15 protein-coding genes and 1 pseudogene are annotated in these 12647 nt (G+C 66.3%); 9 read left to right on the forward strand and 7 right to left on the reverse strand.

Going from position 1 to position 12647, the window contains the following annotated elements:
• Positions 1-71 precede the first annotated feature (71 nt).
• Positions 72-566 (forward strand): macro domain-containing protein, encoded by a 495-nt coding sequence (locus BN972_RS17275; RefSeq protein ID WP_036361156.1) that lies wholly within the window; start codon positions 72-74, stop codon positions 564-566.
• Here the strand turns inward: BN972_RS17275 and BN972_RS17280 are convergent.
• Positions 563-867 (reverse strand): annotated as a pseudogene (locus BN972_RS17280) (MTH1187 family thiamine-binding protein). The gene BN972_RS17275 and the pseudogene BN972_RS17280 sit on opposite strands and share 4 nt — an antisense overlap.
• 32 nt (positions 868-899) lie before the next feature.
• Between BN972_RS17280 and dtd the strand changes: the two are divergent.
• Together dtd and BN972_RS17290 are read left to right on the forward strand one after the other, a co-directional pair.
• Positions 900-1331 carry a D-aminoacyl-tRNA deacylase gene (dtd, locus tag BN972_RS17285; RefSeq protein WP_036360142.1) on the forward strand — a complete coding sequence of 144 codons (432 nt, stop codon included), beginning with the start codon at positions 900-902 and terminating at the stop codon, positions 1329-1331.
• 17 nt (positions 1332-1348) lie between these two features.
• Positions 1349-2251 (forward strand): class I SAM-dependent methyltransferase, encoded by a 903-nt coding sequence (locus tag BN972_RS17290; RefSeq protein WP_036360145.1) that lies wholly within the window; start codon positions 1349-1351, stop codon positions 2249-2251.
• On the opposite strand, the gene BN972_RS17295 is transcribed toward BN972_RS17290, so the two are convergent.
• Genes BN972_RS17295 through BN972_RS17305 form a run of 3 tightly spaced genes read right to left on the reverse strand, consistent with a single transcriptional unit; the run spans position 2235 to position 6137 of the window.
• On the reverse strand, positions 2235-3155 hold the full coding sequence (locus BN972_RS17295; RefSeq protein ID WP_036360147.1) for a carbon-nitrogen hydrolase family protein: 921 nt from the start codon (positions 3153-3155) through the stop codon (positions 2235-2237). The genes BN972_RS17290 and BN972_RS17295 overlap by 17 nt on opposite strands.
• 25 nt (positions 3156-3180) lie before the next feature.
• The gene (locus BN972_RS17300) at positions 3181-4206 is read right to left on the reverse strand and encodes an alcohol dehydrogenase catalytic domain-containing protein (RefSeq protein ID WP_036361158.1); all 1026 of its coding nucleotides are present in this window, start codon (positions 4204-4206) and stop codon (positions 3181-3183) included.
• Positions 4207-4211: 5 nt separating this feature from the next.
• Complete coding sequence (locus tag BN972_RS17305; protein WP_036360149.1) at positions 4212-6137, reverse strand: flavin-containing monooxygenase; 1926 nt, start codon at positions 6135-6137, stop codon at positions 4212-4214.
• Positions 6138-6211: 74 nt separating this feature from the next.
• Between BN972_RS17305 and BN972_RS17310 the strand changes: the two genes are divergently transcribed.
• The 3 genes from BN972_RS17310 (at position 6212) to BN972_RS17320 (ending at position 8579) form a co-directional block, all read left to right on the forward strand.
• The gene (locus BN972_RS17310) at positions 6212-6754 is read left to right on the forward strand and encodes a hypothetical protein (RefSeq protein ID WP_142277139.1); all 543 of its coding nucleotides are present in this window, start codon (positions 6212-6214) and stop codon (positions 6752-6754) included.
• A 118-nt stretch (positions 6755-6872) separates the two neighbouring features.
• Positions 6873-7358 carry a hypothetical protein gene (locus BN972_RS17315; RefSeq protein WP_036361159.1) on the forward strand — a complete coding sequence of 162 codons (486 nt, stop codon included), beginning with the start codon at positions 6873-6875 and terminating at the stop codon, positions 7356-7358.
• Positions 7359-7448: 90 nt separating this feature from the next.
• Complete coding sequence (locus BN972_RS17320; protein WP_036360153.1) at positions 7449-8579, forward strand: nitronate monooxygenase; 1131 nt, start codon at positions 7449-7451, stop codon at positions 8577-8579.
• A gap of 3 nt (positions 8580-8582) precedes the next feature.
• Here the strand turns inward: BN972_RS17320 and BN972_RS17325 are convergent, their stop codons facing one another.
• From BN972_RS17325 to BN972_RS17335, 3 genes are read right to left on the reverse strand one after another with little or no spacing between them, the layout of a single operon-like run.
• Positions 8583-8801: an Rv1893 family protein gene (locus BN972_RS17325; RefSeq protein WP_036360155.1), complete on the reverse strand. Its 219-nt coding sequence runs from the start codon at positions 8799-8801 to the stop codon at positions 8583-8585.
• A gap of 58 nt (positions 8802-8859) precedes the next feature.
• Positions 8860-9135 (reverse strand): hypothetical protein, encoded by a 276-nt coding sequence (locus tag BN972_RS17330; RefSeq protein ID WP_036360157.1) that lies wholly within the window; start codon positions 9133-9135, stop codon positions 8860-8862.
• Positions 9132-9539 (reverse strand): hypothetical protein, encoded by a 408-nt coding sequence (locus BN972_RS17335; protein WP_036360159.1) that lies wholly within the window; start codon positions 9537-9539, stop codon positions 9132-9134. The genes BN972_RS17330 and BN972_RS17335 overlap by 4 nt, the downstream gene beginning before the upstream one ends.
• A 235-nt stretch (positions 9540-9774) precedes the next feature.
• On the opposite strand from BN972_RS17335, the gene BN972_RS17340 reads away from it, so the two are divergent.
• Genes BN972_RS17340 through BN972_RS17350 form a run of 3 tightly spaced genes read left to right on the forward strand, consistent with a single transcriptional unit; the run spans position 9775 to position 12644 of the window.
• Positions 9775-11061, forward strand: a complete 1287-nt coding sequence (locus BN972_RS17340; RefSeq protein WP_036361161.1) for a cytochrome P450 — start codon at positions 9775-9777, stop codon at positions 11059-11061.
• Between the two features lie 24 nt (positions 11062-11085).
• Positions 11086-12099: an alcohol dehydrogenase gene (locus BN972_RS17345; protein ID WP_036360162.1), complete on the forward strand. Its 1014-nt coding sequence runs from the start codon at positions 11086-11088 to the stop codon at positions 12097-12099.
• Positions 12096-12644 carry a YceI family protein gene (locus tag BN972_RS17350; protein ID WP_036360164.1) on the forward strand — a complete coding sequence of 183 codons (549 nt, stop codon included), beginning with the start codon at positions 12096-12098 and terminating at the stop codon, positions 12642-12644. Before BN972_RS17345 ends, BN972_RS17350 begins: the two co-directional genes overlap by 4 nt.
• The last annotated feature ends 3 nt before the right edge of the window (positions 12645-12647 follow it).

A 12647-nucleotide genomic window follows, 5' to 3' on the forward strand; every position in this document is an offset into this window, starting at 1 on the left:
TCTCCTCGTCAGCCGCAAAGTGTTCGGCCTCACGCTACGCGTAGCGAGACACTGTCTTCATGAATGTCCCCATGATCGAGCTAGCGGTTTTGCAGGCCGACGTCACCAAACTCGAGGTCGACGCGATCGCCAACGCGGCCAACACTCAGCTCCGCCACGGAGGCGGCGTGGCGGCCGCGATCTCGCGCGCCGGCGGTCCGAGCGTGCAGCGCGAGTCGCATGAGAAGGCGCCGATCGGGTTGGGCGACGCGGTCGAGACGACCGCGGGCGCCATGCCGGCCCGCTATGTGATTCACGCCGCGACGATGGAGCTGGGCGGCCCGACATCCGCCGAGATCATCACGCGCGCAACAACTTCAACGTTGCGAAAGGCGGAAGAGCTAGGCTGCCGGTCGCTGGCTCTGGTGGCATTCGGCACCGGCGTCGGCGGCTTTCCGCTGGCGGACGCGGCGCGGCTCATGGTCGACGCCGTCCGGCGGCATCGGCCGGATTCGCTGCAACGCGTCGTCTTCGCCGTCCACGGCGACGAAGCCGAGCGCGCGTTCACCGCCGCGGTGCAGACTTAGTCGGCCGACAGATAGCGCTCGACGGATGCCACCTTCTGCGTCATCGCGTCGGTGACCCCGGTCCGCCAGTCCACCTTGATCACCGTGCTGACCCGGGGGGCGCGCGCGGCCACCGCCGCGACCGCCCGCTGCACGACGGCCATCACCTCTTCCAGCTGTCCCCTTCGATGACGGTGAACATCGAATCGGTTTTGTTGGGCAACCCCGAATCGCGCACCACCCGAACCGCTTCGGCGACCATCTCGCCGACGCCCTCCCCCACGCCCAGTGGGGTCACCGAAAATGCGACCAGTACCGACACCCGTCTACTGTCGCATGGCAGCATCGAGAGCCATGCGGCTTCTGGTGCAGCGGGTCTCGTCGGCGTCGGTCTCGGTCGCCGGTGAAGTGGTCGGCGCCATCCACCCGACCGGTCAGGGCCTGCTGGCATTCGTCGGCGTGACGCACAGCGACGAACCGGACCACGCCCGTCGGCTGGCCGAAAAGCTCTGGAAGCTAAGGATTCTCGACGACGAAAAGTCTGCCTCCGACGTCGGGGCGCCGATTCTGGTGGTCAGCCAGTTCACCCTGTACGCCGACACGGCCAAGGGCCGGCGGCCCTCGTGGAACGCCGCGGCACCGGCAGCGGTCGCCGAGCCCCTGGTGGCCGCCCTCGCCGACGCGCTGCGCCAGCTCGGAGCGCAGGTCGAAACGGGGCTCTTCGGCGCGCACATGCAGGTCGAGCTGGTCAATGACGGCCCAGTAACGGTCCTATTGGAGCTCTGACGGGTACTTTCAGCACTATGACGGAATACGGTTCCCTTCGCTCCGACGACGACCAGTGGGACATCGTCAGCGGCGTTGGATACACCGCACTCATCGTGGCCGCCTGGCGTGCGCTACACGCCGTCGGCGAGCAACCGTTGGTGCGCGACGACTACGCGAAGCTGTTCATCGAGGCGTCGGCGGACCCGTACCTCAACGGTCTGCTGGCCGACCCGGGGACCTCGGAACACGAGAGCGCCTTTCCGCGGCTCTACGGCGTGCAAACGCGGTTCTTCGACGAGTTCTTCACCACCGCGTGCGGGGCCGGCATCCGGCAGGCGGTGATTGTCGCGGCCGGGCTGGACTCCCGGGCATACCGGCTCGACTGGCCAACCGGGACAACGGTTTTCGAGATCGATCTGCCCAAGGTGCTGGAATTCAAGTCCCAGGTGCTCGGTGAGCACGGTGCGCGGCCAAAAGCAGAGCGCCGGGAGGCGGCAGCCGACCTGCGCACCGACTGGCCCGCGGCGTTGGTGGCGGCCGGTTTCGACCCGAACAGCCCGAGCGCGTGGTCGTTGGAGGGTCTGCTGCCCTACCTGACCAGCAAAGCTCACCAGGCGCTGTTCGCCGGCATCGGCGAGTTGAGCGCACCGGGCAGCCGGCTTGCCATCGGCGCCCTGGGCTCCCGCCTCGACCACGATCAGCTGGCGCAGCTGGAGGAATCGCACCCTGGTGTCAACGTGGCCGGCGATATCGACTTCTCATCATTGACCTATGAAAACCCGACCGACCCCACCGACTGGCTGGTCACGGACAAATGGGCGATCGAGTCGGTCCGCAACACGCTCGACCTGCAGGCAGGCTACGGGCTGACGCCACCCGAGGTGGACATCAAAATCGACAGCTTCATGCACTCGCAGTATATCATCGCGACGCGCTGATGTGGCGACGGTAGTACCGGCGGCCGTGTAGCCGCTGGTAGTGCCACACCGCGGCGGGCAGCGCACCGCGTCGATGCAGCCAGAAGCCGGCGGGCACCTCGGCCCGCGGAGTGCGCCGCCCGACCTCGACCTCGGCGACGACGATGCCCTCGCCGTCGCCTCCGTCGCGGCAGGCCAGCACGGTGCCGTCAGCCGCGACGATCAGCGTGCCGCCTTCGAAGCGGCCCGCATAACTCATTGGCAGCCAAGGCATCCGGCACTGTAACGAGCCCGCGTGCGCAGCGTGCAGGACCGGCGCCCCGATGTAGCCGGCGAACGAGGCGGCGGCCTTGTGCGCGGTCGCCGCGTTGCGCGCCTCCAAGCGGCGAAAGCCACCTTGCGGCCACCAGTCCGGAATCGACCACCACCCGGACCCGGTCATCGCCAAGTCCACGCGGCCACGCAGCCGGCGGGCGGTCTGGCTGCGCATCAGCTCCCAGCACACCGCCGCGCCCACCGCGATTGCACCCGTCTGGATCACCCCGTCGTCATGACCGCCGATGTAGAAGGCGTTCTCCCACATCGTCGGCAGGTCCTTGTCGTGGCGGCCGGCCAGCCCCTCCGGCGTAACGAGCAGATACGCGTTGCGGACGTCTCCGTCGGTATCCCGGATCAGCAACGAGCCGCCGATCATCACGCCGTGGCGCCGCGCGAGCCCGAGCAGCAGTTCGGCGGCCTTCCCGTCGGCCGGCTGGGCGGCGTCGGCGAGTTCCGGCCAGAAACCGATTCCGGTGGTGAAGAACTCCGGCAACGCGATCGTTTCCGCGCCCGCCGCAACCGCCTCCCCTACGAGACGCTCAACGGTGGCCAGGTTCGCGTCGACATCGGCCGGCACCGCCTCAAGCTGTATTGCTGCGCAGCGCATGGGGCCATGCTGCCACAGCCGATCGCTACGGCGTGAGCAGGATTTTCACGTCGTCGCCGGAGCGGGCCGCGGCGGTCGCATAGGCCTTGGCCGCGTCGTCGAGCGGCAGCGTAGTGGTGAAGATGCCGTCGACGTCCAATCGTCCCGACTGCAGCAGCGGTATCAATTCCGGCCAGGTGCGCTGCACGGGTGCCGTGGTCATGCGCAGCGTGATGCTGCGGATCAGGGTCATCAGGGCGGGAAACGGGAACGGTTGCAGATCGTGCACGCCGACGACGGATACGGTGCCACCGGGACGCACCGCCGAGAGCGCGTCGGTCATCGAGGCGTCGGTGCCGACGGCGTCGATCACCGCGTCCGCACCCCGGCCGCCGGTTGCGGCCAGCACCGCCTCGGTGGCGGGCGAGTCAACGGGCGTCCCACCCCAGTCAGCCGCGCGCCGCAACCGCCCCTCGACGCGATCCACGGCGAAAACCGTTGCGGCGCCTTGCAGGAACGCGCTACGCAGCACGCACAGTCCCACCGCCCCCAGGCCGATCACCGCGACCGTGCCGCCGTACGGGATATCGGCGCGCTGGGCCGCCGCCCAGCCGGTGGCCAGGTTGTCGGTGAGCAGCAGCGCCTGCTCGGTGCTGATGCCCTCCGGAATCCTGCGCACCTGGAAGTCGGCGGCGTGCACCGCGAGCAGGTCGGTCTGGGCGCCGGGCAGCACCCCGCCACCGAAAATGGACAAGCCGGAATGGCACATCACCGGGTCGTTGGTGGCACACCCGGGACACGCGCCGCAGCCGGCCACCGACGACACCAGCACCTCGTCGCCGACCTTGACGGTGCGCACCTCGGGCCCGGCCTCGACCACGGTTCCGATCGCCTCATGACCCAGCGCCACCGGCTCGGCCATCGGGTAGTCACCCTCGTAGAAGTGCAGATCGGATCCGCAGATGCCGGCGGCGCGGACCGAGACGATCACACCGTCCGGACCGGTCAGGCCGGGATCGGGACGCTTGTCCACCCGGATGCTGCTGGGTCCGTCCACGACAACTGTCCGCATATTGGTCACTTCTCCTGTCGCGCAATAAAATCGGACCAGTCCGGCGTACGCACCGCGGCCCAGTACTCGTTGAGGCGCCATGGGCTGACGGTGTGGATCTCGCCGTCGGCGTTCTTGAAATAGGAGTGCTTGACCGCGGGATGCGACCAGACCATCTTCTTGATCTCAGCCTGCGTGCGCCGGTGCCATGCGGTGGTGGCCTCCGGGGTGGGCTCCAGCTCAGCGATCCGCTCCTCGGCCATCCGCTGCAGGCACAGGTTGACGTAACGCATCTGCAGTTCGGATTGGAAGATCAGGCTGCCGCCATGGGCCAGGTGCGTGCCCGGCCCGTAGATGATGAACAGGTTGGGAAACCCCGGAACGGTAATGCCCAGATGGGCGTGCGGTCGGCTGCCCCACACCTCGTGCAGATCAATTCCGTTGCGGCCGAGGATTTTCAACGGCCACAACACGTCGGTGTGGCGAAAACCGGTGGCGTAGACAATCACGTCGGCCTCGTGTTGCACGCCGTCCTCGGTGACGATGCCACGCGGTGTGATGCACCGGATCGGAGTGCGATCCAGTTCGACGTTGTCGCGTTGCAGTGTCTGCAGCCAGCTTCCGTTGTCCTGCAGCGTGCGTTTGCCGGTGGCCGGATAGTCGGGCATGACCTTGTTCAGCAACCCGTCGTCCGCGCCGACCTGGCTGGTGATCCAGTGGCTGAACATCATCCGGGCGGCAGCGTTGATGTCGCTGACCGCATAGTCCTGGTCGGCGTAGTCGGGATCGCTTCGAGCGGCGTCGAGTCCCTTGTCGGCGCCCGGCCACAACAACAGGAATCGGTACCACCGCCCGTAGAACGGCAGATGCCGCATCGCCCAGCGCACGCCGTCGCCGACCTCGTCGTGATACATCGGGTTCGGGAACATCCACTGCGCGGTGCGCTGGAACACCGTCAGGTGCTCGACGTCCGCGGCGATCGCGGGTGCGATCTGAAACCCGCTGGCACCGGCGCCGACCAGCGCGACCCGCTTGCCGGCCAGGTCGACGGAGTGGTCCCACGCAGCGGAGTGGAACGACGGCCCTTCGAAGGTGTCGGCGCCGTCGAAGTCGGGCAGATACGGCCGGTTCAGTTGGCCGACCGCGGTGATGACCGCCGTGGCCCGCACCGTGCTGGTGTGACCATCGGGTCCGCGCAGTGCGACCGCCCAGTAGCCCTCCTGCCATTGCGCCGAGAGGACCTCGGTGTTCCACCGGACGTGCTCGGTCAGCTCATGGTTGGCCAGCACCGCGGCGAAGTACCGCTGTAGCTCGGGTTGTTCGGCGAAGAAGTGCGTCCAGTCATTGTTCGGTTCGAAGCTGTAGCAGTAGAAGTGGTTCGCGACATCCACGCGGGCGCCGGGATACCTGTTCTCCCACCAGGTTCCGCCGGGTCCCGCATTCTTCTCGACGATGGTGAACGGGATGTTGGCTTGCTTGAGACGCAGACCGGCCAGGATGCCGGATTCACCGCAACCGATGACGAGGACGGAGAGGTCCCTCGTGCTCTCGGGCGGCAGCGCCACCGGGCGCCGCGGGTCGACACCCTCGAGGTCCATCTCCTCCAGCGCCAGCGGCAGGTAGTCGTCGGGCACGCGCTCGCAGGCCGTCCAATCCAGCATCTCCCTGATCAGCTCGGCGCTCAGCGGTGCCGGCTCGGGGCACCCGCGGTCGCGGTAGTCGGTGAGCACGGTGAGCGCTTCGGCGCGGGCCCGGGCCTTGTCCTCCTCGGACATGAACCCCTGCACCTCGTTCAGGAACACACCCATCTGCTTGTAGTCGCGGATGAACCGCGGGTCACCGGTGATGTGCACCAACGACAGCAGCAACGTCGGGATGCTGACCTCCTCCAGCGCGGCGGCGATCTCCGATGTCGGTGTGGTGAAGGGTTGCCCGGCGTACCGGCTGCGCATCAAGTGCAGTCCTTTCAGGTAGCGGCAATTACGCTACGGCAAGTTTCGTAATTGGCAGCCTTACGCTACCCGCCGTGTCGCACCCCGATCAAGACCGCGCGGCCCCTCGGCGTAAGTTCCGGTCCATGGGTCTGTTCGGCCAGAAGGCAACCGGCCCGCGCAGCGGCGCGGCCGGCCCGGCGACACAAACGCCGCGCGAATCCCCGCAGCGGCGTGCGATCCGGGCTTTCGAACGCGGCGAGGAGTTCTTCGAAATCCAGCTGCCGCAGGGCGCGGACGTCGGGGCAACGCTCGGTCTCATCGAGCAGGCCGGATGGCGCCTCGAGCACGCCGACTGGGTCGCCACCGGCGAGGTGGTGGGCATCTATCTGTTCCGGCGCGACGAGACCCGGGAGGACCGGGTGACGGCGCCGGAACCGGCCGAGCAGACCGCCGCGGAACCGGACCCCGCCGACGTGCCTGCCGATGTGTCCGACGAGACTCCCGCCGAGGTGCCCGTCGAGAAGAAGACCAAGGTCCGATGCCGCGCCTGCCAGCATGTGCACAGTGTGCCGGTGGACCAGACGTCGTTCGTGTGTCCCAACTGCAATGCGAGATTGAAGCGAAAGAAGACGTGAAGAAGGCATGAGCGGGGGCCGGTCCCAGCTCGTGAGCATTGATAGAACCTGTTCTAAAAGCCGCGGTCCCGCCGGGGTGGCGAACTTGAGTGACAGCGCAGACCTGAGGAGTGCGGCCATGGCACCGCTACTAGCGGCCTGCGGCGGTTTCCTGTTGGCCGTGCTGTGGATGGACCTGATTTTCGACGTCCAGGTGTTCCGGTCCGGGCCGGCCGGCGACGAACTGCCCGAACCCGTACTGGCGTCCATCGCGGCCTACTATCACCGGGCCACCACCACCTCGCGCCCGATGAGCCGGCTCATTGCGCTGGTCATGGTGATTCTCCTGAGCGCGTTGGCGTTTCATGCGCTGCGCGGTGGCGAGTCAGGCTGGCTGCTGCTGGTCTCGGCCGTGCTGGCCGGCCTGCCGGTGGCGCTGGCCGCGACCCACACCGTCCCGAGCGCGGTCCGGCTCGGCAAGCGGGTGGACACTCCCGTCGGCCAGACTCGCCTGGCTCGCGCCGTCTGCCGCGACCACCTGATCTGCTTCGGGTGTTTGCTTGTGTTTACGGTGCTGTGGTCCGTGCATGGCCTGCTTCCGGACGGCCTCTCTGAGGGCCATTAGTCGCGACACATCCGACCTCACTGGCAACGCGGTCGCCGTCCGTACTAAACTAGAACACGTTTCAATTCGGCGAGCGCCCGAGGAGCTGGCATGCACACCGCCCTATGCGACGAACTCGGTATCGAGTTTCCAATCTTTGCTTTCACCCACTGCCGCGATGTCGTCGTGGCCGTCAGTAAGGCCGGCGGCTTCGGCGTGCTGGGTGCCGTGGGCTTCACCCCCGAGCAGCTCGAGATCGAGCTGAAGTGGATCGACGAGAACATCGGTGACCACCCCTATGGCGTGGACATCGTCATCCCGAACAAGTACGAGGGGATGGATTCGCACCTGTCCGCCGAGGAACTGGCCGATACCCTGCGCAAGATGGTGCCGCAGGAACACCTGGACTTCGGCAAGAAGATCCTGGCTGACCACGGGGTACCGGTCGAGGACAGCGACGGCGACACCTTGCAGTTGCTCGGCTGGACCGAAGCTACGGCCACCCCGCAGGTCGAGGTGGCGCTGAAGCACCCGAAGGTCAAGATGATCGCGAATGCGCTCGGCACTCCGCCCGCGGACATGATCAAGCACATCCACGATGCCGGTCTCAAGGTCGCGGCACTGTGCGGGTCGCCGTCACAGGCGCGCAAGCACGCCGATGCCGGCGTCGACATCATCATCGCCCAGGGCGGCGAGGCCGGCGGACACTGCGGCGAGGTGGGTTCGATCGTGCTATGGCCGCAGGTTGTCAAGGAGGTCGCCCCGCTACCGGTGCTCGGCGCCGGCGGCATCGGCAGCGGCCAGCAGATCGCCGCGGCACTGGCGCTCGGCTGTCAGGGCGCGTGGACCGGTTCGCAGTGGCTGATGGTCGAGGAATCCTCGAACACCCCGGTTCAGCAGGCCGCCTACATCAAGGCCGGCAGCCGAGACACCGTCCGCAGCCGCTCGTTCACCGGCAAGCCGGCCCGGATGCTGCGCAACGACTGGACCGAAGCCTGGGAGCAGCCGGACAATCCCAAGCCGCTCGGCATGCCGTTGCAGTACATGGTGTCCGGCATGGCGGTGCGCGCCACCAACAGGTATCCCAACGAGTCCGTCGACGTGGCGTTCAACCCGGTCGGGCAGGTGGTCGGTCAATTCCAGAAGGTGGAGAAGACCTCGACCGTGATCGAACGCTGGGTCCAGGAGTACCTGGAGGCGACCAACAGGCTCGACGAGCTCAACGAGGCCGCCGCGGTCTGACGATCAGTCGAGATCGTCGTCTTTGCCGGTGAAGACTTCCTTGACCCGGTCCACCGCGTGGGTACCGATGTCGATGGAATTCGCAACGATGCCGCTGGCGCCGCCGGCGATGTCACCACGGATGATGTCGCTGGCGTGCTCGACGATGTCGGAGGCCTTCTCCACGGCATTGGTCGCGATGTCGCGAACGGCGTCCACGGCATCTTTGGGATCGAAGCCCACGGGTATCTCCTATTCGTTGACGGACGGTTGTAATGACTCTAGACCGGGTCGGTCGTCGTCAGTAGTCGACCAGGGTGCGCCAGTACTCTTCGGAAATTTCTTTGCCGGACAACAGGACTCGCGCTAGCCCCACGGCCATGGCGATTCCCAGCAGGCCGAGCCAGAGGCCGGCAAGCCCGATCAGCCACCACAGCGCGGTGGTGACCGCCGGCCAGGGCGAGAGCACGGCCAGCGCCGGCGCGAAGAAGAAGCCGGCGCCGATGTACCACGCCGAGCCGGCCCGATCGGACGCAAGGACGAATCGAAGCCAGCGCGGAACCGGGTAATCGGTCACGGCTCGGGTGGGAAGAACCCTGCTCCAGTGAACCAACCTTCCTGCCACCCTTGCGCTCCCAGGCACAGCATCGGCAGCCCAGCCGGCGACTGCGCTGCGACTCTCGGGCCGGGGCACGGCGCGCCGATCTGCTGCACGCCACGCAACGGGTAGGAGATCACCCAGTACCCGGTCTCGGCGGGCGGGAACTGGTTCGGCGGCGGGAAGTGGCAAGCCTCGGCCTGGCCGCTGGGGCCGCGCCCGAAGATGAAGCGCTCGTAGTTGTCGCATGGGGCGCCCAGCGAGGCGTCATAGTTCATCCCGGGCACATCGCCTTCCCAGCGGCCGTTGTCGGCACTCGCCACGGGCGCCAGAACTACCACCGTGCCCGCGATCGCAGCGGTGGTGAGCAATTCGCGAATCATGTGGTACTCCTTCGTGGCACCGACGACGGTTGATGAGAAGCATAACGATTGCTGCAGGCGTCACAAGGGCAGATCGGCGGACCCGGATCGGTTCCCGTCCCCGTGAGCGTGGAACGTGTTCTAGTTGACCGTCGGCCTCTTTTCACTCAGAGCTTCCCAACCGTGCTGTAGCAATGGATTATTGGCACGGGACAACAACTAGACCACGGTGTACGAGGAGTGGGCCTTGTCAACGATGCCAGCCGAACCGCAAGCCAAGCCGAACCTGCCGCCGGGGTTCGATTTCACCGATCCGGACGTGCATGCCGAGCGGTTGCCCGTTGAAGAGCTGGCCGAACTGCGCCGTACAGCGCCGATCTGGTGGAACGAGCAACCGGTCGGGGTCGGCGGGTTCGACGACGGCGGCTTCTGGGTGGTGACCAAACACAAGGACGTCAAGGAGATCTCCCGGCGCAGCGATGTCTTCTCCAGTCTGGCCAAGACGGCTTTGCCACGGTACAAGGACGGCACCGTCGGCGAGCAGATCGAGCGCGGCAAATTCGTCCTGCTGAACCAGGACGCCCCGCACCACACCCGGCTGCGCAAGATCATCTCCCGGGGTTTCACTCCCCGCGCCGTCGAGCGGTTGCGCGACGACCTCAATGAGCGCGCGAAGCGGATAGTCGCAAACGCGGCCGCGCAGGGCTCCGGCGACTTCGTCGAGCAGGTTTCCTGCGAGCTGCCGTTGCAGGCGATCGCCGGGCTGCTGGGTGTGCCGCAAGAGGACCGGATGAAGTTGTTCCACTGGTCGAATCAGATGGTCGGCGACCAGGACCCCGAGTTCGCTTCCAACGACGCCATCGCGGCCTCGGTCGAATTGATCATGTACGCCATGCAGATGGCGGCCGACCGGGCACAGAACCCGGGTGAGGACATCGTCACCAAGCTGATCGAAGCCGACGTCGACGGTCATAAGCTGTCCGACGACGAGTTCGGGTTCTTCGTGATCCTGCTGGCGGTCGCCGGCAACGAGACGACCCGCAACTCGATCACCCAGGGCATGATGGCCTTCACCGATTTCCCCGACCAGTGGGAGTTGTACAAGCGGGAGCGGCCGGTCACCACCGCCGACGAGATCGTCCGGTGGGCCACCCCCGTCACCTCGTTCCAGCGCACCGCGCTGGAGGATTACGAGCTGTCCGGCGTGCAGATCAAGAAGGGCCAGCGAGTGGTAATGGTCTATCGCTCAGCCAATTTCGATGAGGACGTGTTCGACGACCCGTTCACCTTCAACATCAAGCGCGACCCCAATCCACACGTCGGATTTGGCGGGACCGGCGCGCACTACTGTATCGGTGCCAACCTGGCCCGGATGACCATCGACCTGATGTTCAACGCGATCGCCGACGCGATGCCCGATCTGGAGTCGGTGGGCAAGCCCGAGCGGCTGCGGTCCGGTTGGCTCAACGGCATCAAGCACTGGCAGGTCGATTACCACACCAACGGTACTGCTCAGGGCGATAAATGCCCTGTGTCTCACTGACGCTCACAATTCAAAAGGAAACACATGGCTACCCATAAGGCTGTGCAGGTGGCGTCGGTGGGCGCACCCTTGGAACTAACCGAAGTCGAAACCCTGACACCAGGTCCGGGCGAGGTACGCATCAAGGTCACCGCGTGCGGCATATGCGGCACCGACGCGCACTTCGTCAACGGCGGTTTCCCGGGCATGACCTGGCCGCTGACTCCTGGGCACGAAATCGCCGGAACCATAGCCGAACTCGGCGACAACGTCGAAGAGTTCTCCGTTGGAGACCGCGTTGCCGTCGGATGGTTCGGGGGCAACTGTAACCACTGCGACCCGTGCCGCAAGGGCATTTTCATCCACTGTGCCAACGGCAAGGTGCCGAGTTGGCAGTATCCGGGCGGGTATGCGGAGTCGGTCACGGTGCCCGCCACGGCGCTGGCCCGAATCCCCGCGGGGCTCTCCGACGCGGAAGCCGCCCCGATGGGATGTGCCGGTGTCACCACGTACAACGCGTTGCGCCACACCAAGGCACTGCCGGGTGACCGGGTTGCGATCCTTGGTGTCGGTGGTCTGGGACACCTTGGGGTGCAATGGGCCCGCGCAATGGGTTTCGAGACAATCGCGATCGCGCGCGGCACCGGCAAGGCCGAGGATGCCAAGAAATTGGGCGCTCATCATTACATCGACTCCACAAGTGTTGATGTCTCCGAAGCGCTACGTACCCTGGGCGGTGCGACCGTCGTGCTTGCCACGGCTGGGAACTCAAAGGCCATGGCCGACACCGTGGGTGGGTTGCTCCCCCAGGGTGAATTGGTCACCATCGGGGTCACGCCGGAGCCGCTGCCGATCAGTCCGGTGCAGCTGATCACTCCCGGGCTGAGCGTGATCGGCCATCCCTCGGGGACCGCCAAAGACGTCGAAGAGACAATGCATTTCGCGCTGCTGTCGGGTGTGCGGGCATGGATCGAGGAATTGCCCCTGGAGCGGGCCGCCGAAGGCTATGCCGCGTTGGAGCAGGGGCGCGCCCATTACCGCACCGTTCTGACGGTGTGACCAAGTCGTGGACCCTGGGCGTCGACGACGGTGAATTGAGCGTCCGCACCGGGGTGGCCGGTCCCGCCGCGCGAATGGGCCATCGGCTCACCCTGGCCATGACGCGATGGCAAGCGACCGTCGAATGGGATGCTGAACAACCCGATTCGGCGGAGCTGGTCGTCGAGGTGGATTCGCTGCAGGTGTTGCGCGGCGACGGTGGCGTCAAGGGCCTGTCCGGCCCGGAGCAGGCGCTGGCACGGTCGAACGCACTGAAGTCACTGTCCGCCAACCGATTTCCTGAGATTCGCTTCATTGCCGACGGCATTGAGAAGACCGCGGACGGATACCGACTGGACGGCACGCTTGAGATCAGAAACAAGACCCGCGCCCACGTCGTCGACCTACGCGTCGACGAGGAGGGCGACACTTGGCTGCTGGCAACCGAATCGACGGTTCGACAGACCGACTACGGCGTCAAACCCTACTCGATGCTGCTTGGGTCGCTACAGGTCGCCGACGAGGTGACCGTGGCCTTTTCGGCCAGGCGGAGCAAGAACACCTGACGG

This window comes from Mycobacterium asiaticum DSM 44297, from assembly GCF_000613245.1.
GTDB classification, from domain to species: Bacteria; Actinomycetota; Actinomycetes; order Mycobacteriales; family Mycobacteriaceae; genus Mycobacterium; species Mycobacterium asiaticum.

Coding starts and splice junctions, on each gene's coding strand:
- BN972_RS17275 (WP_036361156.1), top strand. CDS start 72: ATGATCGAGCTAGCGGTTTTGCAGGCCGACGTCACCAAACTCGAGGTC.
- dtd (WP_036360142.1), top strand. CDS start 900: ATGCGGCTTCTGGTGCAGCGGGTCTCGTCGGCGTCGGTCTCGGTCGCC.
- BN972_RS17290 (WP_036360145.1), top strand. CDS start 1,349: ATGACGGAATACGGTTCCCTTCGCTCCGACGACGACCAGTGGGACATC.
- BN972_RS17295 (WP_036360147.1), bottom strand. CDS start 3,155: ATGCGCTGCGCAGCAATACAGCTTGAGGCGGTGCCGGCCGATGTCGAC.
- BN972_RS17300 (WP_036361158.1), bottom strand. CDS start 4,206: ATGCGGACAGTTGTCGTGGACGGACCCAGCAGCATCCGGGTGGACAAG.
- BN972_RS17305 (WP_036360149.1), bottom strand. CDS start 6,137: ATGCGCAGCCGGTACGCCGGGCAACCCTTCACCACACCGACATCGGAG.
- BN972_RS17315 (WP_036361159.1), top strand. CDS start 6,873: ATGGCACCGCTACTAGCGGCCTGCGGCGGTTTCCTGTTGGCCGTGCTG.
- BN972_RS17320 (WP_036360153.1), top strand. CDS start 7,449: ATGCACACCGCCCTATGCGACGAACTCGGTATCGAGTTTCCAATCTTT.
- BN972_RS17335 (WP_036360159.1), bottom strand. CDS start 9,539: ATGATTCGCGAATTGCTCACCACCGCTGCGATCGCGGGCACGGTGGTA.
- BN972_RS17340 (WP_036361161.1), top strand. CDS start 9,775: ATGCCAGCCGAACCGCAAGCCAAGCCGAACCTGCCGCCGGGGTTCGAT.
- BN972_RS17345 (WP_036360162.1), top strand. CDS start 11,086: ATGGCTACCCATAAGGCTGTGCAGGTGGCGTCGGTGGGCGCACCCTTG.